This is a genomic window from Enterobacter sp. CC120223-11, assembly GCF_900215375.1.
In the GTDB taxonomy this organism is placed as follows: Bacteria; Pseudomonadota; Gammaproteobacteria; order Enterobacterales; family Enterobacteriaceae; genus Scandinavium.
This window is the reverse complement of the sequence record NZ_OBEF01000015.1, coordinates 26999-47287: the sequence shown is the minus strand read 5'-3', so window position 1 is coordinate 47287 and position 20289 is coordinate 26999. Positions and strand designations below refer to the sequence as shown.

Annotated in this window: 22 protein-coding genes; 13 read left to right on the top strand and 9 right to left on the bottom strand. The window is 58.6% G+C overall.

All coding sequences use genetic code 11. The annotated features are described in order from the left end of the window. The first annotated feature begins 116 nt into the window (after positions 1–116). Together CRO87_RS16675 and CRO87_RS16670 are read left to right on the top strand one after the other, a co-directional pair. Complete coding sequence (locus tag CRO87_RS16675; RefSeq protein ID WP_097164055.1) at positions 117–956, top strand: helix-turn-helix domain-containing protein; 840 nt, start codon at positions 117–119, stop codon at positions 954–956. After that, positions 946–1386 (top strand): hypothetical protein, encoded by a 441-nt coding sequence (locus CRO87_RS16670; RefSeq protein WP_097164054.1) that lies wholly within the window; start codon positions 946–948, stop codon positions 1384–1386. Before CRO87_RS16675 ends, CRO87_RS16670 begins: the two co-directional genes overlap by 11 nt. Here CRO87_RS16670 and CRO87_RS16665 read toward each other — a convergent pair. Together CRO87_RS16665 and CRO87_RS16660 are read right to left on the bottom strand one after the other, a co-directional pair. Beyond that, on the bottom strand, positions 1376–1642 hold the full coding sequence (locus CRO87_RS16665) for a SymE family type I addiction module toxin (protein ID WP_097164053.1): 267 nt from the start codon (positions 1640–1642) through the stop codon (positions 1376–1378). The genes CRO87_RS16670 and CRO87_RS16665 overlap by 11 nt on opposite strands. A gap of 186 nt (positions 1643–1828) precedes the next feature. Continuing rightward, positions 1829–2350: an NlpC/P60 family protein gene (locus CRO87_RS16660; protein ID WP_097164052.1), complete on the bottom strand. Its 522-nt coding sequence runs from the start codon at positions 2348–2350 to the stop codon at positions 1829–1831. Between the two features lie 203 nt (positions 2351–2553). On the opposite strand from CRO87_RS16660, the gene CRO87_RS16655 reads away from it, so the two are divergent. After that, on the top strand, positions 2554–2898 hold the full coding sequence (locus tag CRO87_RS16655; RefSeq protein WP_097164051.1) for a nitrous oxide-stimulated promoter family protein: 345 nt from the start codon (positions 2554–2556) through the stop codon (positions 2896–2898). Between the two features lie 33 nt (positions 2899–2931). Here the strand turns inward: CRO87_RS16655 and CRO87_RS16650 are convergent, their stop codons facing one another. The 7 genes from CRO87_RS16650 to hypA are packed head-to-tail and all read right to left on the bottom strand — an operon-like array spanning position 2932 to position 9103. Then, the gene (locus tag CRO87_RS16650) at positions 2932–3360 is read right to left on the bottom strand and encodes a molybdopterin-binding protein (protein WP_097164050.1); all 429 of its coding nucleotides are present in this window, start codon (positions 3358–3360) and stop codon (positions 2932–2934) included. Positions 3361–3409: 49 nt separating this feature from the next. Continuing rightward, on the bottom strand, positions 3410–5470 hold the full coding sequence (flhA, locus tag CRO87_RS16645) for a formate hydrogenlyase transcriptional activator FlhA (RefSeq protein WP_097164049.1): 2061 nt from the start codon (positions 5468–5470) through the stop codon (positions 3410–3412). A gap of 18 nt (positions 5471–5488) precedes the next feature. Then, positions 5489–6499, bottom strand: coding sequence for a hydrogenase expression/formation protein HypE (hypE, locus tag CRO87_RS16640; RefSeq protein ID WP_097164048.1), 1011 nt, complete (start codon positions 6497–6499; stop codon positions 5489–5491). Next, entirely contained in the window at positions 6496–7617 is a 1122-nt protein-coding gene (gene hypD, locus CRO87_RS16635) for a hydrogenase formation protein HypD (protein WP_097164047.1), read from the bottom strand. The genes hypE and hypD overlap by 4 nt, the downstream gene beginning before the upstream one ends. Continuing rightward, positions 7617–7889 (bottom strand): HypC/HybG/HupF family hydrogenase formation chaperone, encoded by a 273-nt coding sequence (locus CRO87_RS16630; protein ID WP_097164046.1) that lies wholly within the window; start codon positions 7887–7889, stop codon positions 7617–7619. Before CRO87_RS16630 ends, hypD begins: the two co-directional genes overlap by 1 nt. Beyond that, a complete protein-coding gene (gene hypB / locus CRO87_RS16625; protein WP_097164045.1) occupies positions 7880–8749 on the bottom strand; it encodes a hydrogenase nickel incorporation protein HypB in 870 nt (289 codons plus the stop codon). Before hypB ends, CRO87_RS16630 begins: the two co-directional genes overlap by 10 nt. Before the next feature lie 3 nt (positions 8750–8752). Next, positions 8753–9103, bottom strand: a complete 351-nt coding sequence (gene hypA / locus CRO87_RS16620; protein ID WP_097164044.1) for a hydrogenase maturation nickel metallochaperone HypA — start codon at positions 9101–9103, stop codon at positions 8753–8755. 310 nt (positions 9104–9413) lie between these two features. Here hypA and CRO87_RS16615 point away from each other — a divergent pair, with 310 nt between their 5' ends. From CRO87_RS16615 to CRO87_RS16570, 10 genes are read left to right on the top strand one after another with little or no spacing between them, the layout of a single operon-like run. Beyond that, positions 9414–10031, top strand: a complete 618-nt coding sequence (locus CRO87_RS16615; protein ID WP_097164043.1) for a 4Fe-4S dicluster domain-containing protein — start codon at positions 9414–9416, stop codon at positions 10029–10031. Further along, entirely contained in the window at positions 10031–12046 is a 2016-nt protein-coding gene (gene hyfB / locus CRO87_RS16610) for a hydrogenase 4 subunit B (protein WP_097164042.1), read from the top strand. Before CRO87_RS16615 ends, hyfB begins: the two co-directional genes overlap by 1 nt. A 10-nt stretch (positions 12047–12056) precedes the next feature. After that, the gene (locus CRO87_RS16605; protein WP_097164041.1) at positions 12057–13007 is read left to right on the top strand and encodes a respiratory chain complex I subunit 1 family protein; all 951 of its coding nucleotides are present in this window, start codon (positions 12057–12059) and stop codon (positions 13005–13007) included. Between the two features lie 16 nt (positions 13008–13023). Then, positions 13024–14463 (top strand): hydrogenase 4 subunit D, encoded by a 1440-nt coding sequence (locus CRO87_RS16600; protein ID WP_097164126.1) that lies wholly within the window; start codon positions 13024–13026, stop codon positions 14461–14463. Between the two features lie 10 nt (positions 14464–14473). Further along, the gene (hyfE, locus tag CRO87_RS16595) at positions 14474–15124 is read left to right on the top strand and encodes a hydrogenase 4 membrane subunit (RefSeq protein ID WP_097164040.1); all 651 of its coding nucleotides are present in this window, start codon (positions 14474–14476) and stop codon (positions 15122–15124) included. A gap of 4 nt (positions 15125–15128) precedes the next feature. Further along, on the top strand, positions 15129–16715 hold the full coding sequence (locus CRO87_RS16590) for a hydrogenase 4 subunit F (RefSeq protein WP_097164039.1): 1587 nt from the start codon (positions 15129–15131) through the stop codon (positions 16713–16715). After that, complete coding sequence (locus tag CRO87_RS16585) at positions 16712–18448, top strand: NADH-quinone oxidoreductase subunit C (RefSeq protein WP_097164038.1); 1737 nt, start codon at positions 16712–16714, stop codon at positions 18446–18448. The genes CRO87_RS16590 and CRO87_RS16585 overlap by 4 nt, the downstream gene beginning before the upstream one ends. Positions 18449–18458: 10 nt before the next feature. Continuing rightward, positions 18459–19013 (top strand): hydrogenase 4 subunit H, encoded by a 555-nt coding sequence (gene hyfH, locus CRO87_RS16580; RefSeq protein WP_097164037.1) that lies wholly within the window; start codon positions 18459–18461, stop codon positions 19011–19013. Beyond that, complete coding sequence (locus CRO87_RS16575; protein WP_097164036.1) at positions 19006–19773, top strand: NADH-quinone oxidoreductase subunit B family protein; 768 nt, start codon at positions 19006–19008, stop codon at positions 19771–19773. The genes hyfH and CRO87_RS16575 overlap by 8 nt, the downstream gene beginning before the upstream one ends. Then, complete coding sequence (locus CRO87_RS16570; RefSeq protein ID WP_097164035.1) at positions 19770–20192, top strand: formate hydrogenlyase maturation HycH family protein; 423 nt, start codon at positions 19770–19772, stop codon at positions 20190–20192. The genes CRO87_RS16575 and CRO87_RS16570 overlap by 4 nt, the downstream gene beginning before the upstream one ends. The last annotated feature ends 97 nt before the right edge of the window (positions 20193–20289 follow it).

The window sequence follows — 20289 nt, the reverse complement described above, 5'->3', positions numbered from 1 at the left end:
GATTTAAAATTGGTTTATTGTTGAGGTATAGATCTGCACATATACTTGCGAAACTGGCTGATGTGTCCGGTTTGCCCTCTGTGTCTGCATGCAGAGGGTGTGGCCTGAAGTAAAAAATGAACGGTAGTGATGCGATAAGTAGGGGATGGATGGAGTTTATTATCAACCACAATGTAAAGTTCAGCGCGACCGACAACACGCTGCTTGGACTGGATGAAGGCTCTGAGCCAATTATTTTATCGCGTCTTTGTGGGGAGTTGTTATGCCTGTTTGTTGCCCATAATCACCAGCCTCTGAGCAGAAATATGTTGCTGCATGAACTTTGGGAAAAACGGGGTCTAAACGCATCCAGCAATAATCTGAATAATTACGTTTCCATGCTGAGAAAAGCGTTGGCTCATTATGGGCATAGCGAATCTATTTCGACGATCCCAAAATATGGTTTCGTCTTTGATGCTGAAATAAACATGCTGGGATCCGAAAGTCAGAGTAATACTGCGGGAGTCAATAATGTTAACATTATCGGAAATAACGCTGGCGGAAAAGCATCTGTTCGGGAAAGGAAATATCTGCGATATTTATCCGGAGTAATAGCGGGCGTAGTGCTGGTGTTGTTTTATTTTTCACCGGAGATCCAACGTTTCGCGTCGATCAAGATGGCGAGAAATGAAGTATTTCGCATTGAAAATTGCCGGACATTTCTGGCTGACGACACGACACGAAGAATGGATCCAGACAAGCTGAAAAGCCGCGTGCAGGACATTGTTCGTCAGGAAAATTTGAATTGCCGGAACAACACTAATCTCTATTTTTACGCCGATATAAAAAGCGACGCCGATGGGGTTGCCATCACGCGGCAGCTTTTGTCTTACTGTCCATTTAACAGTAAGGCCCCTTGTGAAAACTACTATTTCACTCAGCACGGAGAGGCAGAAGGGAACCACAATGAAAAGTAAAATGCTGCCCCTTCTGTTGATTGTGTTGGTGGCCCTGGTGTCCTTTCGGGTTTGGCGGACAATGACGGCAGATAAGAAAATTGAGTGTCATGCCCGCATTCATACCAATTTCACCAGCAATCAGTGCAGCGCTAAAAACGTCCTGGATGTGTTTATGTCGATGATTGGCGGCGAGGGCTACTTTTATGTATCCGGCAGTCGCTCCTGTTCGACAGCGCTGCTGAAGCAGAGCAGCAGCATCGTCAAATTTAGCTACACCCGCGAGGGGAACTACTATGCACTTCATTTAGGCCCACGCAGTGAAGACGCCGTAAAACTGTTCAGCGTGCTAAAAGACAATGACGTGCGCTTAAAAGTCACACCGCTGAACAACGATGATTATATTGTTTCCACTCCGTTTGAAACATTGATGATGTGTACTAACGACTGAGCTCCTCCGGAGCTGAGACATCAGGTGTCAGAGCCTGCAACACCAGCTGTCCGTACTGAACGGAAACCTCGACGGCTACACCCGTTGCAAAACCTGCCTGTGCAAGCCAGTCGCCGCTCAGCACCAGGCTTGGGTGCTGACTGTATCGGCGGGTGCGCAGGGTTTTGGGATCCTGGTGCCGCCTTCTGGTGTAACCAACTTTTGCCCGTCTTGCCGTTTTTAGACCCTCACGGGTTGCTACGCTGAGTTGAATCATGAGTTATCACTCCTTTTCCACAGGCCGAGAATACTAATGGGCTGTATGTAAATACAGTTATTTGTAGCGGGAAAATGTCAGAGTGTGAAGTGGGTTGTGGCCGGAATGAAAGTGATGAGATTTTACAGTCAAACCTGGAAGCAGGGCCGAAAAAAACCTCCCGCAGGCGAGAGGTTGTTGACGGTTTTAAGTATTTTCCGTAATACGGCGAGCGGTTTCGTAATGGGCCTGCCAGTAATTATTGGCAAGGCTTGAAACCGTTACGCCTTTTATTTTTGAAGCATGGATAAATTCATTATTGCCGACATAAACCCCAACATGGCGAGTTGTTCTGGATGTTTTAAAAAACACCAGATCCCCGGGCTTTAATGCATTTTGTGAAATATGCACACCATTATGAATCTGCTCGCCAGTGGTGCGCGGCAGGTTCAACTGCATGGATCCATGGAAAATAGCCTGCACCAGGGCAGAGCAGTCGATCCCCCGCTGCGAGCTGCCGCCAAAGTGATAGCGGGTGCCTTTCCATTGCGAATATTGCGCCATGATTTTTGATTTTATATTTTCTGACTGCGGCTGAGAAACGCGTTCAGTCAGGCTGGTGTTTTTTAGCGTGGTAATATTCGAGGGCAGGTTGAAAGCAAAAGCGTGACCGGCACCAGCGGTGGCGGCAAGCAACACCATCGCAGAAAGCGTTTTAGATAAATGCATAAAATAAAAAGTCTATAAAAAAGAGCGAATACATCCTTACGAAACGTGACCGGACTCCTCCCGGAAGGTGAGCAAATAATACTCAATGATTAATTTTTATCCAACATGCAATGGGTCTCTTTTTGGACAATCATTGATGTGGCAAAGGGTTTGCGAGGACAGAAATACGTATCATAAATGCATGTTTAATTCGGAAACTCAACATGACCGCAAGCCGTATTCGCAGAGAAAAACTGACAATCCGCCGGATGATCGCACTCTACGCCCGGCGCTGCCCGCAGGCCTTGCCGGACGAAGATCATTACTCGGCGCTGAATGCGTATGCTGATAAACGGCTGGATAAGTGCGTGTTTGGTGAAAACAAGCCTGCCTGCAAGCAGTGCCCGGTGCATTGCTATCAACCCGCAAAAAGGGAAGAGATGAAGCAGATTATGCGCTGGGCGGGGCCGAGAATGCTGTGGCGTCATCCGGTTCTCACCGTTCTGCATTTGCTGGACGACAGACGTCCGGTGCCAGAACTGCCGGAGAAGTATCGCCCGAAGAAATAATTGTGCGCCGCCGGAAGGGCGGCGCAAAAGAGCTTAAGCGCGGGTGGCGAGCAGAATGGCTGAGGCTTTGATCAGCGCAATCACGCGACTGCCCGTAGCCAGTTTCATTTCATGCTGGCTTTCGTTGGTGATCACCGCCACCAGTTCGAAACCGGAATCCGTGCTGATATGCACCGTGGCATTCACCGCACCTTCGGTAACTTTAGACACCTTCCCGGCAAACTGATTGCGGGCGGAAAATTTCAGGCCACAGTCTTCGCTGGCAAGCGTCACCCACGGCGCTTTGATCAGCGCAATGGCTTCTTTACCCGCCTGCAGGCCCAATGCTTCCTTACTGCTGTGAGTCACAATGGCGACAAGTTTCGCGCCGCCTTCCAGTGTGAGTTCAACCTCATCGTTGACCGCGCCTGTGGCCACGGCGCTAACTTTACCGGTGAGCTGATTTCGTGCTGATACTGACATGCTGCCTCCTTTCTGTAGGTGTCCAAAACTTATAGCCTGTCCTGAGAATTTAAACCAACCTGTTTTTGTCGATACCGAGACGCTTCATCCGTGACAGCAGCGTGGTGCGCTTCAGCCCCAGCCGCTGGGCGGCCCCTCTCGGCCCGGCAACCACGCCGTTGGTTTCTCTCAGAATGCGGAGGATTTGCTGCGCTTCATCTTCTCCCGCCAGCGGCGGCTCAGCCACTGGCGCAGGCGGGGTGAACCCCATCTCCGGCAGGGAGAATTGCAGTACGTTGCCGGGCGTCAGCAGCACGGCGCGCTCAATCACATTTTCCAGCTCGCGCACGTTGCCCGGCCACGGCATCTCGCTAAGTGCACGCAGGGTGGTGGCCGGAATGCTGTCAATCTGGCGGCCGAGGCGGCGGGCAATTTTGCAGGTAAACGCCTTTGCCAGCAGGGGAATGTCGTCGGGGCGTTCACGCAGCGGCGGCAGGCGAATGGGGAAGACGTTCAGACGATAATAGAGGTCGCTGCGGAACAGCCTGTCTTCAACCATCTGGCGCAGATCGCGATTGGTGGCAGCAATCAGGCGCACGTCCGTGCGGATAAGCTTGTTGCTGCCGAGCCGCTCAAACTCCTGCTCCTGTAACACGCGAAGCAGCTTGGGTTGCAGCTCCAGCGGCATGTCGCCGACCTCATCGAGGAACAGCGAGCTTTTATCCGCCAGTTCAAAGCGTCCGGTACGCGGGGCGCTGGCCCCGGTGAAGGCGCCTTTCGAATGGCCAAAGAGATCGCTTTCAATCAGCCCGGCGGGCATCGCCGCGCAGTTCATCTTGATCATCCGCTGCTCGCGGCGATGGCTGAGGTTGTGAATGGCCCTGGCGATCAGCTCCTTACCGGTGCCGGTTTCGCCAAGAATCAGCACGGTGCTGTCGCTTTGCGCCACCATTTCGACCTGACGAAGCACGTCACGCATCGCATCGCTGCGGCCGATGATGTCACCAAAATCGTTATCGAGGGTGTTCAGCTGTTCGGTGAGCACTTTGTTTTCATCGGTCAGCCGCTCTTTCAGCCGCTGAATTTCCTGATAGGCCAGCGCGTTATCGACGGCAATCGACACGCGTTCAGCTATCTGGCGCAGCAGGCGGAGGTTGCTGGCGTTGAAAACCTGTTCGTCGCGATGGGCAAGTTTCAGGACGCCCAGTATCTTCTCACCCGACATCAGCGGCAGCAGGCAAAGGCTCTGCAGCTCATTGCCCCACAGCGAGAAGAGCTGACGCTCCCCCTGCGCTAACTGCATGTCGGCGAGCGTCAGCAGCATCATCTGCTGGTTTTTAAACACCTGTTCGCTGAGCGAGCCGCTTTCCAGCACTTCGCTGATGTCATGCAGCGGCGCATCACCGTCGAGGTAGTGGCTGGTATAAACGTCGAGTTTTCGCGGCTGCGGGCTGCGTAGTACCACGCTGATGGCGTCGAGATGAAAATGATGGTGCAGGGATTTCGCCACTTCGCTGACCAGTTCATCTATGTCGAGACGCGACAGCACGGCGTTAGTGACGTCTACCAGAATGCGGAAATTATCCCGCTCCAGGCAAAGCTGCTGACGATCGGCACCGTTCTCCTGGCGGGCCCGACACTGTTCGATGACGAGCGCGACCAGCTGCGTCAGGGTTTGCAGGCGCTGAGTCTCCGCTTCGCTCCATGCCGCCGGGCGGGTGCGGATAAACTCACAGCCGCCAACAATGCGCCCCTCCTGCGCCAGCGGCAGCAGGGCATAACGGCCAAAAGGGGCGTAGCGTTCACTGTTTGCCAGCGCTGGCCAGCGGGCAGAAAATTCCGAGTAGTCGTAGTGAACCGTATCGGGCCGGGAGAGCAAAAGGTGCGCCGGGCCTTGTGCCAGCAGGACCTCTTCGTGGCTGAGCCTGTCGTGGAGGGCGCTGGCATGACAGCTCACGCGCTGATGGCCCGGCTGCCAGAGAAGAATAGCGACGCGATCGGCAAGGCCTGCCTGTCTGACAAGCTGAGCCAACGCTTCGCATACGCCGTTCAGGTCACTTTGTTGTAGCAGCGTTCGGGTGATATCGAGCAGCCCTTGCTGGCTGAGGTCGCTCATGGCGGTGGTTGTCATAGCGTTTTTCCTGATGGCTCAGCAGATCCGCGGCAGCGGCTCAGAGTGAGGCAAATCGAGCGTGCGTCGTACGCCGTACAGCCCGGTCAGATGCACGCCCCGACGTTCAACGATCTCGCCAATCATGGCGGCATCGCGGCCCAGCGGATGTGCCCGAAGCAGCGTTAGCGCCTGTTCGGCTGCTTCTGCGGATACGCCGATAACCAGCTTGCCTTCGTTGGCAAAGTTCAGCGCATCAAGGCCCAGCAGTTCGCAGACGCCGCGCACGGCGCTTTTAATCGGCAGACGCGCCTCATGCAGCATCACGCCGCAGCCGCTGGCAGCAGCAAATTCGTGGGCGACGGCATTTACGCCGCCTCTTGTCGCATCACGGAGGGCCTTCACGCCCGGAATGGCACGCAACGTCTGAATCAGCGGCGTGAGCACCGCGCAGTCGCTTTGCAGATCGCCATCCAGGCCCAACTGCTCGCGTAAATTGAGGATGGCGGCGCCGTGGTCGCCGAGCGTGCCGCTCACCAGCAGCACATCGCCCGGCTGGAGCTGCTGCGCACCCCAGTGAATCTCTGCGGGGATCGCCCCGATGCCTGCGGTGTTGATAAAGAGTTTGTCGGCGGCACCGCGCGGTACCACTTTGGTGTCACCAGTGACGATGGCGATGTCGGCGGCTCTGGCGGTCTGCGCCATGCTGTTGACGACATTCTCCAGCAGCGTCATCTCCAGCCCTTCTTCAAGGATAAAACCGCAGGAGAGATAGCGCGGGATAGCGCCGCTGACGGCAACGTCGTTGGCGGTGCCGCACACGGCGAGTTTGCCGATATCGCCGCCGGGGAAGAACAGCGGGTCGATGATGTAACTGTCGGTGGAGAAGGCGAGGCGATCGCCGCTGGCAGTGAGCGTGGCAAGATCGATGCGCGCCTGATCTTCCTGCTCCTCAAGCCATGGGTTACGAAATGCCTGCATAAACAGGTCGCCAATCAGCTGCTGCATCGCCTGGCCGCCGCTGCCGTGGGCAAGTTGCACCGTTTTCATTGTTCACCTTCCTGACTTCGATACTGATACCATGCCGCACACGCGCCTTCGGAGGAGACCATCAGTGCGCCAAAGGCGCTTTGCGGATTGCAGGTTGTGCCAAACAGCGGGCACTGATGAGGCTTGCAGCGCCCGGTGAGCACCTCGCCGCAGCGTGCGCGCGGGTCGTCGCTGACTTCGCGCCGCTGCGGCTGGAAATGCGCCTCGGCATCGAAGCGCTGGTAGTCGGCACTGAGCGCCACGCCGGATTCGGCAATCACGCCCAGCCCGCGCCATTCGCTGTCGCCATTGACGGTAAACACTTCGGCGATGGCCGCCTGTGCCAGCGCGTTTCCGGCATCCGGCACCACGCGGCGATACTGATTATCGACGTGGCTCACGCCAGCAATCTTCTGCTCCACGAGCATGCTCACGCCCTGTAGCAGATCGAGGGGCTCAAATCCGGCCACCACCAGCGGGCGGTGAAAATCGCGGGCGATAAAATCGTAACTTTCCGTGCCAATCACCATGCTGACGTGACCGGGTGCCAGGAAGGCATCAATGCTGTTGTCCGGCTGTTCGAGCAGGCTTTTCAGCGTCGGGATAAGCGTGATGTGCTGACAGAAAAAGAAAAAATTGGTCAGGTTTTGTGCCTTCGCCTGCTTCAGCGTTATAGCGGTGGCTGGCATGGTGGTTTCGAAGCCCAGGCCAAAGAACACCACTTTGTGCGCCGGGTTTTCAGCCGCCAGCCGCAGGGCATCCATCGGCGAATAAATAATGCGGATATCTGCCCCGCGCGCTTTGGCCTGCATCAGCGAGCCGTTCTTGCCCGGCACGCGCATGGCATCGCCGAAGGTGCAAAAAATGACTTCCCGATGGCTCGCGATATCAATACAGGTATCAATGCGGCCCATCGGCAATACACAAACCGGGCAGCCCGGACCGTGGATAAATTCAATGTTGTCCGGCAGGAGCTGGTCGAGCCCAAAACGGAAAATGGCGTGTGTGTGCCCGCCGCACACTTCCATAATCCGCAGCGGACGTTCGCTGCTGTAGGGCAGGAGCGGCGCTCTGTTTTTCAGGTGAGCAATCAGCTGCATCACCTGCTCCGGCTCGCGGTATTCATCAACAAAGCGCATCAGCGTTCCTCGCCCCACATCAGCGCGCCGACGTCCGGTTCGACGTCAAACATATTCTGCAACGCCGCCAGCGTGTCGCGGGCTTCGGCTTCATCGATCACGCTCATGGCGAAACCGACGTGCACCAGCACCCACTGGCCCATGCGGGATTGCCCTTGTTCATCTGCCGCGCCAACCAGCGTCAGGTCTACGTCGCGTTGAATGCCGCAGACGTCCACTTTGGCCTGATTGCCGTCAATGGCGCAGATCTGCCCCGGAACGCCTATGCACATCGTTGCGTCTCCAGCCAGGCCAGCCACTTATCCATGCCTTCGCCGCTGGTGGCGGAGACAAGGATCGTTTCAATGCTCGGGTTCACTTCCCGGGCGTACGCCAGGCACTGGTCGACATCGAAATTCAGGTACGGCAGCAGATCGACTTTGTTGAGTAACATCAGAGAAGCGGCGGCAAACATCTGCGGATATTTCAGCGGCTTGTCTTCCCCTTCGGTGACGGAGAGCACCGCGACCTTGTGTTTCTCACCAAGATCGAAACTTGCCGGACACACCAGGTTGCCGACGTTTTCGATAAACAGAATGCCGTTATCGTCGAGCGGGAGGCGCGGGGCGGCATCGGCAATCATTTGCGCGTCGAGATGGCACCCTTTACCCGTGTTGACCTGAATCGCTGGCGTGCCGGTGGCACGAATGCGGGCAGCGTCGTTGACCGTCTGCTGATCGCCTTCAATCACGGCACACGATAGCTGGCCTTTCAGGCGCATCAGCGTTTCGGTGAGCAGGGTGGTTTTCCCGGAGCCGGGGCTCGACACCAGGTTCAATACCAGCAGGTCGCGGGCGGCGAAACGCGCGCGGTTGCGGGCGGCGAGCTGGTTGTTTTTCTCCAGAACGTCGATTTCAACTTCCAGCATTTTGCGCTGGCTCATGCCGGGCGCATGAGTGCCCGCTTCGCCGTGGCCGTAATGCAAATCGCCGCCTTCCGACTGCTGCGGCGTGAAATCGGATTTGATGCCGGTGATGGTCATGGCCGGGCGTGATGCGGGCGAAAAGGGCGCGCCGCGAAAGGCTGAATGCGGATTGTGCTCATCGCCTTCTATATAGCGATTGCCATCCGCGCAGCCACAGGTTGTACACATACCTTATTCCTCAATGACTTCGATACGCTGAATCTGGAAGCCGTCATCAGCGACAATACGTAACTGGTTACTGCCGCACTGCGGACAGAGGCGAACGTGCTGCGAAAGCAGCTGCACATAGTCCTGGCACGCCGGGCACCAGCACTCCGCTTTCTGCTCTTCAATATGCAGCTGGCACCCTTCGGCAATCGTGCCGCGGCAGACCATCTCGAAACAGAAGCTCACGGCGGAGGGCTCCACGCAGGAAAATGCGCCCACTTTCAGCCAGACCGCCGTCACGCGGGTGGCACCGTTGGCGGCCGCCTGCTGTTCCACAATCTCCAGCGCCCGCTGACAAAGAGTGATCTCGTGCATAACGTCTCTCGTTGGTTTTCTCTCCGCCTTGCTTAGCAATAAGCAGGCCATTTTTTATGGTGTTGATTTTTATTGGTATTTATCTTTTCGTCATTGATGGAATGACATTATTGACGACGCTTCGCCACTAATGACGGCCTGATGAAACGCCGATGCCTGCGACGATCGTCACAATCGTCATCAGGCTGACGATGACAGCGACGCTTGCAGCATGATTTATTTTAATGCTTTGTTTTATATGGAAATAATTAGATGGCACGCAATTTGCTAAACAAGCGGGATAATTTTCTTCAGCTCACGAGGAATCACCATGAACCGCTTTGTAATTGCGGATCCTCAATGGTGCATCGGATGCAACACCTGCCTGGCAGCCTGCTCTGATGTCCATAAAGCCGAGGGGCTCCAGCAGCACCCCAGGCTCACGATGGCACGCACCGGCGACCACACCGCCCCGGTGTTGTGTCGTCATTGCGAAGACGCGCCGTGTAAAAGGGTGTGTCCGGTCAACGCTATCGCCCTTGAAGGCGACAGCGTGCAAATCAACGAAAGCCTCTGCATCGGCTGCAAGCTCTGCGGCCTGGTTTGCCCGTTTGGGGCGATTACGCCTGCGGGCAGTACGCCGCTGAATGTGCCGAAGCAGTACGAACACTTCGTGCCAGCCTCCATGCTCAGCGACGTGCCCGTCAGCGCCGACAGCATGGATCCTTTCCTCAGCTGGAACGCGGGCGTGCGCGCCGTGGCGGTGAAGTGCGACCTGTGCAACTTCCTGCCGGAAGGCCCGGCCTGCGTGCGCGCCTGTCCGACGAAGACGCTGCACCTGGTTGAGCCGAAATCCGTGGAAGCGCAGATGAAACAGCGAAGGGCGCAAACGGCGCTGTCGATGCCGGAAACCTTACCGGGGCGCAACCAGACCGGGGAGCAAAACTGATGGATTCACTGCAATTACTGACGTGGTCGCTGGCGCTGTATGTCGTCAGCGGCGTGATTTCGCTGCTGCTGCCGAAAAACGAAACCCTGGCGATCCGCGTGGCGGGTATTGGCGCCATGCTCGGCGGGCTGCTCGGATTGTGCAGCGCCGTGCCTGTGCTGTTCAGCGGTGAGGTACAAACCTGGGTCGCCGCCGGGCCGTTCGACTTCGCCGCCTTTAGCGTACGCATGGACAGCCTTGCCGCCTTTATGGTGACGGTAATCTCTCTGCTCGTAACGCTCTGCGCGCTCTATTCGCTCTCCTATATGCAGGAATATCTCGGCAAAGGCGCGGCGTCGATGGGCTTCTTTATGAACCTGTTTATCGCCTCGATGGTCGGGCTGGTGGTGATGGACAACGGCTTCTGGTTCATCATCCTGTTCGAGATGATGTCGCTGGCCTCGTGGTTCCTGGTCATTGCCGATCAGAGCGAAGAGTCAATCAAGGCCGGGCTGCTTTACTTCTTTATTGCCCACGCCGGGTCGGTGCTGATCATGGTGGCCTTCTTCCTGATGTGGCGCGAAAGCGGTAGCCTGGAGTTTGAATCCTTCCGCCAGCTGCACCTCTCGCCGCTGATGGCCTCCATCGTCTTTGTGCTTGCCTTCCTGGGCTTCGGCGCGAAGGCGGGGATGCTGCCCCTGCACAGCTGGCTGCCGCGCGCGCACCCGGCGGCACCGTCACACGCTTCGGCGCTGATGTCCGGCGTGATGGTGAAAATCGGTATCTTTGGGATCATCAAAGTGGGTGTCGACCTGCTCGGTGCCACCGAGAGCTGGTGGGGCATTATGGTGCTGGCGTTCGGCGCGGTGTCTTCGGTGCTGGGCGTGCTCTACGCGCTGGCTGAGCATGACATCAAACGCCTGCTGGCATGGCACACCGTGGAGAACATCGGCATCATTTTGATGGGCGTCGGCGTCGGCATGGTCGGTATTGCCACGCATCACCCTCTGCTGGCGACCGTTGGCCTGCTCGGGGCGCTGTTCCACCTGCTCAACCACGCGCTGTTCAAAGGCCTGCTGTTCCTCGGCGCGGGCGCGGTGATTTTCCGCGTTCACACTCGCGACATGGAGAAAATGGGCGGCCTTGCGAAGCTGATGCCGCTCACCGGCACCGCGTTCCTGATTGGCTGTATGTCGATTTCCGCACTGCCGCCGCTGAACGGCTTCGTCAGCGAGTGGTTCACCTACCAGTCCCTGTTCACCATGAGCCACGACGGTGATTTCGCCATGCGTCTCGCCGGGCCGATTGCCATCGTGATGCTCGCCATCACCGGCGCGCTGGCGGCGATGTGCTTCGTCAAAGTTTACGGCATCAGCTTCTGTGGCGGGGCCCGCAGCGAAAAAGCGGAACACGCGCGTGAAGTGCCGTGGCCGATGACGGCGGCGATGATCGTCATGGCGCTGCTGTGCGTGGCGCTGGGCGTAGGCGCATCTGTTGCCGCACCTGTGTTGGCAAAAGTGGCGAGTTCTCTGGCCCATGCGCCGGAACTGGTTGTGGCGAATAATGCGCTGCTCCAGCCGGGTAACAGCGCTCAGGCCATGCTCTCTCCGGCTGTCTCCTTCCTGTTGCTGCTTGGCCTGCCGTTGCTGCCGCTGGCGGTATGGTGGGTGCTGCGTGGCGATCGCGGGGCGTTTCGCCGCAAGGGTACGCCGTGGGCGTGCGGCTACGGCTGGGAGCAGGAGATGTCTGCTTCCGCAGGCAGCTTCACTCAGCCACTGCGCGTGATGTTTGGCCCGCTGTACCGGATGCGCAAGCAGCTTGACCCTTCTGAAGCGCTCGGGCGCAGCCTGACCAAAGTCACCGACGGTGCTGCTGCGGTCGAGCCGTTCTGGGATGAACGCATTATCTGGCCGCTGGTACGCCTTGTTCAGCGCGCCGGTTTGGGCATCCAGCGGATGCAGAGCGGGGACTTCCGCCTCTACTGCCTGTACGTGGTGGTGGCGCTGGTGGTCCTGTTACTGACCGTGGCCCTGTGAGGAGAGTGAGATGGTAATCCAACAAACGCCAGAGTGGGGCATGGGGCTGTTCGCCGTGATTCAGGCCGCCATTTTGCTGGCGCTGACGCCGCTGCTGACCGGCATTTCCCGTCAGATCCGCGCGCGCATGCACTCGCGCCGTGGGCCCGGCATCATGCAGGACTATCGCGACCTGGTGAAGCTGCTCAAGCGCCAGCCGGTCGGCCCGGATCACTCCGGGGCGATGTTCCGCATCATGCCGTGGGTGCTGCTCAGCAGCATGCTGCTGGTGGCGATGGCGCTGCCGGTGTTCACGCAGACTTCGCCGTTCGGTGGAGCAGGGGATCTGATCACCCTGCTGTACCTGTTCGCGCTGTTCCGCTTCTTCTTTGCACTTTCCGGGCTCGACAGCAGCTCGCCCTTTGCGGGCATCGGTGCCAGCCGCGAGCTGACGCTGGGCATCCTGGTGGAGCCGATTCTGATCCTCGGCCTGCTGGTGGTGGCGCTGATTGTTGGCTCAACCAACATTGGCACCATCAGCGCGGCGCTCTCCGAAGGCTGGAGTTCACCGCTCGCCATCTTTATGGCGTTCCTCGCCTGTGGTTTCGCTTCATTCATTGAGATGGGCAAGATTCCGTTCGACGTCGCCGAAGCGGAGCAGGAGCTTCAGGAAGGGCCATTGACCGAATATTCCGGCTCCGACTTCGCGCTTGTGAAGTGGGGAATTGGCCTGAAGCAGGTTGTGGTGGCGGAGATGTTCCTCGCGGTCTTCATTCCGTTTGGCAAGGCCGCAAGCCTCAGCCCTTCAGCGCTGCTGCTGGCGCTGGTGGTGACAATCGTCAAGCTGCTGGTGGTGTTCGTGCTGGCGTCGCTGGTGGAGAACTCGCTGGCGCGCGGCCGCTTCCTGCTGACGCATCACGTCACCTGGCTTGGGTTCGGCGTCGCGGCGCTGGCCTTCGTCTTCTATTTCACCGGTCTGTAAGGAGCGCCGAGAAATGATGGAAAAAATCGCGCTGACGACCCTGCTGGTGCCGTTTATAGGCGCGCTGCTGACGGCCTGTTCGCCGAAGCCGATGGCGAAAAATATCTGTAGCCTGTTTGCGCTGTTCGCCACGCTGGGCACCGTCGTGCTGGGCTGGCAGTTTCTGGCAGGCGGCAAAACGGACGCCACTTACACGCTGGTCAGCTATCACGGCGTGGCGCTCTTCGGCTTCACCGTTGACCGCATCAGTACGCTGATAGCCTTTGCCGTGGTGTTCCTCGGCCTGCTGGTAAGCCTCTATTCCACCGGCTACTTAACCCGTGGCAACCGCGAACACCCGCATGACGGCGACAACCGCTACTACGCGTTTTTGCTGATCTTTATCGGGGCGATGGCGGGGCTGGTGCTTTCCTCCACGCTGCTCGGGCAGCTGCTGTTCTTCGAAATCACCGGGGGCTGCTCCTGGGCGCTGATTGGTTATTACCAGACGCCGAAGTCCCAGCGTTCGGCAATGAAAGCGCTGCTGATCACCCACGTGGCTTCGCTTGGCCTGTATCTCGCGGCGGCTACGCTGTTCCTTAACACCGGCACCTTCGCGCTCAGCGCGCTGAGCCAGTTGCAGGGTTCAGCGAGCTACATCGTCTACGGCGGCATTCTGTTCGCGGCCTGGGGGAAGTCAGCCCAGCTGCCGATGCAGGCCTGGCTGCCTGATGCGATGGAAGCGCCAACCCCGGTGAGTGCTTACTTACACGCTGCCTCAATGGTGAAAGTGGGCGTTTACATCTTTGCCCGCGCTATCCTGGAAGGCGGTAACGTGCCGCACGTTATCGGCTGGGTGGGCATCGTAATGGCGACGATCACCATGATCTACGGCTTTATGATGTACCTGCCGCAGAAGGACATGAAGCGTCTGCTGGCCTGGTCGACCATCACCCAGCTGGCGTGGATGTTCCTCGCCCTCTCGATGGCGGCCCTCGGCTCTAAGCAGGCCCTCGACGGCGGCATTGCCTACATCTTCAACCACGCCTTTGCCAAAAGCCTGTTCTTCCTGGTGGCAGGTGCCTTCAGCTACAGCTGCGGCACGCGTCTGCTGCCGAAGCTGCGCGGCGTGATGAGCAAATCCCCGCTGTTGGGCATCGGTTTTTGCGTAGCCGCGCTTGCGATTGCTGGCGTACCGCCGTTCAACGGCTTCTTCAGTAAATTCCCCGTGTTTGCCGCAGGCTTCACGCTCTCATCTGCCCACTGGGAGCTGATCCCGGTGATGGTGCTGGCGCTGGTGGAATCGGTGGCAAGCTTCGCATGGCTGATTTACTGGTTTGGCCGCGTGGTGCCGGGCGAGCCGAGCCCGGAAGTGGCAGAAATGTCGCCGCTGCCGCTGGCAATGCGCGCGGTGCTTGTCGTGCTGGTGGTGATGTCGCTGTGTTCCAGCGTGATTGCCGCGATGTGGCTTAATTAAGGAGACGACGATGACCGGAACCTTACTCGTCAATAATCTCGCCGGGCTGATGATGGTGACATCACTGCTGGTGATTGGCGCGAAACGCCCGCGCAGCGCCTGCTGGTTTTACGCTTTGCAGTCGCTGGTGCTGGTGCTGATTTTCTTCACTCTGTCCCAAACGCTCGATTCCGAACAGCTGCTGATGTGGTCCTTCAGCGCCCTGCTGACCAAGGTCATTCTGGTGCCGCTGATCATGGGCTTCGCGCTGCGCAAACTGGCTGACCCGAAAGCCGACACGCCAATGATTAGCCCGGTGATGCTGATGCTCGCCGCGGCGGTGATTGTGGTGCTCTGTTGGCTGGTGGTGCGCCCGGTGCAGCTTCCTCTGTTGCTTGACCTGAAACCCGCGCTGGCGGTAGCCCTTGGCCACTTCCTGCTGGGGCTGCTGTGCATAGTCACCCAGCGCAACATCATTCGTCAGGTGTTCGGCTACTGCCTGATGGAGAACGGTTCGCACCTGGTGCTGGCGCTGCTGGCGCACAGAGCGCCGGAGCTGGTGGAGATTGGTATCGCCACCGACGCGATTTTCGCGGTGATTGTCATGGTGCTGCTGGTGAGAAAAATCTGGCGCACGCTCGGCACGCTGGACGTTAACCAACTGACGGCGCTGAAGGGATAACACAATGAGTCATTCTGCTATTTTCACATTTCTGCTGCTGACGCCGCTGGTGTTCGCGCTGCTGGCCTTTGCCTGCCAGCGTCTCGGCACGGCGTCCCGTTCGGCGGTCACGTTTATCCATGGCGTGGGTATTCTGGCGCTGCTGGCAATCACCCTCTACGCCGTGAGCGTGGTGTATCAGCAGGGCGAGATGTTCTCCACTAATCTGTGGCTGCACCTCGACAGCCTGAGCGCGCTGTTCCTGGCGCTGCTTGGTATTATCGGTTTCCTCACCGGACTCTACTCGATGGGCTACATGCGCCACGAGGTGGACGAAGGGGAGATTTCCGTTGCCACGCTGTGCAACTACTACGGCTTCTTCCATCTGTTCCTGTTCACCATGATGCTGGTGGTGACCAGCAACAACCTGATCGTGATGTGGGCGGCGATTGAAGCCACCACCCTCAGCTCGGCGTTTCTGGTGGGCATTTACGGTCAGCGTTCATCGCTGGAAGCGGCGTGGAAGTACATCATCATCTGTACCGTAGGTGTGGCGTTCGGCCTGTTCGGCACCATTCTGGTATACGCCAATGCTGCAAGCTTCATGCCTGACCCGCACAACGCTATTTTCTGGAGCGAAGTGCTGAAGCATGCGGCACAGCTCGACCCGACGCTGATGCACCTGGCGTTTGTGTTCGTGCTGATTGGCTTCGGTACCAAAACCGGCCTGTTCCCGATGCACGCCTGGCTGCCGGACGCGCACAGTGAAGCGCCAAGCCCGACCAGCGCGCTGTTGTCTGCCGTGCTGCTCAACTGCGCGCTGCTGGTGATTATCCGCTTCCACATCATCATCACCCAGACCCTCGGCTCCGCTTTCCCGAACACGCTGCTGGTGATTTTCGGCCTGCTCTCCGTGGCGGTGGCAGCGTTCTTCATCCTGGTTCAGCAGGACGTCAAACGTCTGCTGGCTTACTCCAGCGTGGAAAACATGGGGCTTATCGCTGTGGCACTTGGTATCGGTGGGCCGCTGGGCGTGCTGGCGGCGCTGCTGCACACGCTCAATCACAGCCTGGCGAAAACGCTGCTGTTCTGCGGCTCCGGTAACGTGCTGCTCAAATACGGCACACGCGACCTCGGCGTGGTGCGCGGCATGCTGAAGCTGATGCCGTTCAGTGCGGTTCTGTTGGCCGCGGGCGCGCTGGCGCTCGGCGGGATGCCGCCATTCAACGTCTTCCTTAGCGAATTTATGGTGGTGACCGCGGGGCTGGCGGCCGGGCATATCTGGCTGACCATCGGCCTGCTGTTGCTGTTAACCGTGGTGCTCGGTGGTCTGGTGCGCATGATTGCCTGCCTGCTGTTTGGTGCTGCCCCCGAAGCTACCGCTCGCGGTGAGCTGGGCTGGCTCACCACCGCACCGATGGCGATTTTGCTGGTGCTGATGCTGGTTATGGGCACCCACATTCCGCAGCCGGTGAGCCGCCTGCTGGAGAATGCCGCGTCGATTGTGATGCAGCAATCCCCCCACGAATTTAAGTGGCCGTGGGCGGGTAACACCGCTTCCGCTGCGAACGTAAGTCTTTGCACCCGCGAGTGCGCTGGAGAAATGAAGTGAGCTATCAACAATATATGAACGGCCTCGCGCAGGGCGATGTACTTGGCAATGGCTACGTGGCTGCCGTGCGGGAGAAGTTCCCGGGCTCGGTGCTGGACGAAGAGCGCCAGACCAACGATCAGGTGACCATCACCGTCAAAATCAACCAGCTGCCGGAGATTGTCGAGTTTCTCTACTACGGCTGCGGCGGCTGGCTGCCGGTGCTGTTCGGCAACGATGAACGCACGCTCAACGGCCATTTCGCTGTTTACTACGCGCTGTCGATGGAAGAGGGCGAGAAGTGCTGGGTGGTGGTGAAAGGGCTGGTCGATCACTCGCTGGAGTTCCCTTCCGTCACGCCGCGCGTGCCAGCGGCCGTGTGGGGCGAGCGTGAAATTCGTGACATGTACGGCCTGAAGCCAGTCGGCCTGCCGGACGAGCGTCGCCTGGTGCTGCCGGACGACTGGCCGGATGAGATGTATCCGCTGCGCAAAGACGCGATGGACTATCGTCAGCGCCCGGCGCCGACCACCGAAACGGAAACCTATCCGTTTATCAACGACGGCGACAGCAAAGCGCGCGTGGTGCCTATCGGCCCGATGCACATCACCTCTGACGAACCGGGCCACTTCCGCCTGTTCGTGGATGGCGAAACCATTGTCGACGCCGACTACCGCCTGTTCTACGTCCATCGCGGCATGGAAAAGCTCGCGGAAACCCGCATGGGCTACAACGAAGTGACGTTCCTTTCTGACCGCGTCTGCGGTATTTGCGGCTTCGCGCACAGCGTGGCGTACACCACGTCGGTAGAAAACGCACTGGGCATTGTGGTGCCGCAGCGGGCGCACACCATCCGCTCCATTCTGCTGGAAGTGGAGCGCCTGCACAGCCATCTGCTGAACATCGGGCTCTCCAGCCACTTTGTGGGCTTCGATACTGGCTTTATGCAGTTTTTCCGCGTGCGTGAAAAATCAATGATGATGGCGGAGCTGCTCACCGGCTCGCGTAAAACCTACGGCCTGAACCTGATTGGCGGTATTCGTCGCGACATCCTCAAAGAGCAGCGCGTCAAAACCATTCAGCTGGTACGCGAGATGCGTGCCGAAGTAACGCAGCTGGTCGACATGCTGCTTTCCACGCCGAATATCGGCCAGCGCACCCAGGGCGTCGGTATTCTCGACCGCCAGGTGGCGCGTGACTACAGCCCGGTCGGCCCACTGATTCGCGGCAGCGGCTTCAAGCGTGATATGCGCTTTGACCACCCGTACTCAGATTACGGCAACCTGCCGAAAACCCTGTTTGCCTACGACGGCGGTGACGTCTTCTCCCGCGTGATGGTGCGCGTGAAGGAAACCTTCGATTCGCTGGCGATGATTGAGTACGCGCTGGACACCATGGGCAACGGCCCGCTGCTGACCGAAGGCTTCACCTATCAGCCGCATAAATTTGCGCTTGGCTACGTGGAAGCACCGCGTGGCGAAGACGTGCACTGGAGCATGCTCGGCGACAACCAGAAGCTGTTCCGCTGGCGCTGCCGTGCGGCGACGTACGCCAACTGGCCGGTGCTGCGCTACATGCTGCGCGGCAACACCGTGTCGGATGCGCCGCTGATCATCGGCAGCCTCGATCCGTGCTACTCCTGCACCGACCGCGTAACGCTGGTGGACGTGCGCAAGCGCAAATCGACCACTGTGCCGTACAAAGAGATTGAACGTTATAGCATTGAGCGCAAGCACTCACCGCTGCTCAAGTAAGGATTAAACGATGCTGAAACTGTTTAAAACCATCCTGAAAGCGGGCGAGCCGACGGTCAAATATCCGTTTGCGCCGCTGGAGATAAGTCCCGATTTTCGCGGCAGGCCAGAGCTCAATTCGCAGCAGTGTATCGCCTGCGCGGCCTGTACTTCTGCCTGCCCGGCGAATGCGCTGACGATGGAAACCCATCCGGAAGAGAACGAGCGCACCTGGCAGCTGTTTATCGGCCGCTGCATTTTCTGCGGCCGCTGCGAAGAGGTCTGCCCGACGAAGGCCATTCGCCTGACCAATGACTTCGAGCTTGCGGTGACCAACAAAGCCGACCTGTACGTCAAAGCGGTGTTCCGTCTGCAACACTGCAAGGTTTGCAAGCAGCCGTACACGCCGGAAAAATCGGCGCAGTACGCGGTGGAGCTGCTGCGCCAGTCCGGCGTCAGCGATGAGGCGCTGGCGGGCATGAAGTCGCAGTTCTCTACCTGCCCGGCGTGCAAGCGCCAGCAGACCGTAGGCCTGCACGACCAGCGTATGTTCAGCTTATCCAACGCGGAGGCCTCACATGAGTGAATTTAATCATCACGTCAGCCAGCCGATTACGCTCGCGGAAGACGCAGCGCGCATGAAGCAGACGCTGCTGAAGGACATCAAACGTTCGGCCTACGTCTACCGCGTGGACTGCGGCGGCTGTAACGGCTGCGAGATTGAAATTTTCTCCGCCATTACGCCGGTGTTCGACGCCGAACGCTTCGGCATCAAGGTCGTTGCCTCCCCGCGTCACGCCGATATTTTGCTGTTCACCGGGGCAGTGACCCGAGCGATGCGCGTGCCTGCGCTGCGTGCGTATGAATCGGCACCCGATCCGAAAATCTGTATCTCCTATGGCGCCTGCGGCGTTGGCGGCGGGATCTTCCACGATCTCTACTGCGTCTGGGGCGGGAGCGACACCATCGTGCCTGTCGACGTATGGATCCCCGGCTGCCCACCAACGCCTGCGGCCACCATTCACGGGTTTGCCGTGGCGCTTGGTTTGCTGGATCAGAAACTGAAAGGCATAGAGCACGTGCAGGGCGAAAACGAAAAACCGGCCATCATTCTGCCGGACGTGCCGCTGACGCTGCGCGTTGCCGTTGAGCGCGAAGCCCGGCGCATGGCCGGTTATCGCCAGGGCGGCGACATCAGCATGACGCTGCTGACGCTCATCCAGCATAAGCAGCCGCAGCAGGCGGCGCATGAGGTGGAGACCTGGCTGCGCAAAGAGAACGATCCGCGCCTGACCGAAATCGTCCATGTGCTGATGGCGGTGATTGCCGGTGAGGTGATGGCATGAGTGAAAAGGGGAAAGTGACCTTCTGGTCGCTGCGGCAGAAGTTTGTCGACAGCGACGATCAAATGCCCGCCGAAAACCAGCAGGTCCAGCAGGTGATGTACTACTCGCTGGCGATTGGCCATCACGTCGGGATGATCGACTGCCTGAAAACCGAGCTGGAATGCCCGCTTGATGGTTACACCGAATGGCTGAAGCTGCTGCCGACCGGGGAGGCGCGGCGCAAGCTGCGCGGCCTGCTGACGTTCGGGGAAATCACCATTGATTCCACCCACACGTCGCTGCTGGCGAATGCGCTTTCTGAGCTCAGTAAAAGCGGGGATGAGCCTTACAAAGGCTGGAGTCTGCGTCTGATTGAACTGCTCGGTGAGATTGAACGCGAACCGGCGATCTACTTGATCGTGAAACGGCAGCTCGCCTGATGACGTTGATTGCCAGGTGGCGGCTGATGCCTTACCTGGCCTACAAATCAGGCCTGTGCGATTTGTAGGCCCGGCAAGCGAAGCGCCGCCGGGCGCT

Bases quoted from the DNA above. Each gene is read 5' to 3' on its own strand.
- CRO87_RS16675 (WP_097164055.1), top strand. From the start codon at position 117: ATGAACGGTAGTGATGCGATAAGTAGGGGATGGATGGAGTTTATTATC.
- CRO87_RS16670 (WP_097164054.1), top strand. From the start codon at position 946: ATGAAAAGTAAAATGCTGCCCCTTCTGTTGATTGTGTTGGTGGCCCTG.
- CRO87_RS16665 (WP_097164053.1), bottom strand. From the start codon at position 1,642: ATGATTCAACTCAGCGTAGCAACCCGTGAGGGTCTAAAAACGGCAAGA.
- CRO87_RS16660 (WP_097164052.1), bottom strand. From the start codon at position 2,350: ATGCATTTATCTAAAACGCTTTCTGCGATGGTGTTGCTTGCCGCCACC.
- CRO87_RS16655 (WP_097164051.1), top strand. From the start codon at position 2,554: ATGACCGCAAGCCGTATTCGCAGAGAAAAACTGACAATCCGCCGGATG.
- CRO87_RS16650 (WP_097164050.1), bottom strand. From the start codon at position 3,360: ATGTCAGTATCAGCACGAAATCAGCTCACCGGTAAAGTTAGCGCCGTG.
- flhA (WP_097164049.1), bottom strand. From the start codon at position 5,470: ATGACAACCACCGCCATGAGCGACCTCAGCCAGCAAGGGCTGCTCGAT.
- hypE (WP_097164048.1), bottom strand. From the start codon at position 6,499: ATGAAAACGGTGCAACTTGCCCACGGCAGCGGCGGCCAGGCGATGCAG.
- hypD (WP_097164047.1), bottom strand. From the start codon at position 7,617: ATGCGCTTTGTTGATGAATACCGCGAGCCGGAGCAGGTGATGCAGCTG.
- CRO87_RS16630 (WP_097164046.1), bottom strand. From the start codon at position 7,889: ATGTGCATAGGCGTTCCGGGGCAGATCTGCGCCATTGACGGCAATCAG.
- hypB (WP_097164045.1), bottom strand. From the start codon at position 8,749: ATGTGTACAACCTGTGGCTGCGCGGATGGCAATCGCTATATAGAAGGC.
- hypA (WP_097164044.1), bottom strand. From the start codon at position 9,103: ATGCACGAGATCACTCTTTGTCAGCGGGCGCTGGAGATTGTGGAACAG.
- CRO87_RS16615 (WP_097164043.1), top strand. From the start codon at position 9,414: ATGAACCGCTTTGTAATTGCGGATCCTCAATGGTGCATCGGATGCAAC.
- hyfB (WP_097164042.1), top strand. From the start codon at position 10,031: ATGGATTCACTGCAATTACTGACGTGGTCGCTGGCGCTGTATGTCGTC.
- CRO87_RS16605 (WP_097164041.1), top strand. From the start codon at position 12,057: ATGGTAATCCAACAAACGCCAGAGTGGGGCATGGGGCTGTTCGCCGTG.
- CRO87_RS16600 (WP_097164126.1), top strand. From the start codon at position 13,024: ATGGAAAAAATCGCGCTGACGACCCTGCTGGTGCCGTTTATAGGCGCG.
- hyfE (WP_097164040.1), top strand. From the start codon at position 14,474: ATGACCGGAACCTTACTCGTCAATAATCTCGCCGGGCTGATGATGGTG.
- CRO87_RS16590 (WP_097164039.1), top strand. From the start codon at position 15,129: ATGAGTCATTCTGCTATTTTCACATTTCTGCTGCTGACGCCGCTGGTG.
- hyfH (WP_097164037.1), top strand. From the start codon at position 18,459: ATGCTGAAACTGTTTAAAACCATCCTGAAAGCGGGCGAGCCGACGGTC.
- CRO87_RS16575 (WP_097164036.1), top strand. From the start codon at position 19,006: ATGAGTGAATTTAATCATCACGTCAGCCAGCCGATTACGCTCGCGGAA.
- CRO87_RS16570 (WP_097164035.1), top strand. From the start codon at position 19,770: ATGAGTGAAAAGGGGAAAGTGACCTTCTGGTCGCTGCGGCAGAAGTTT.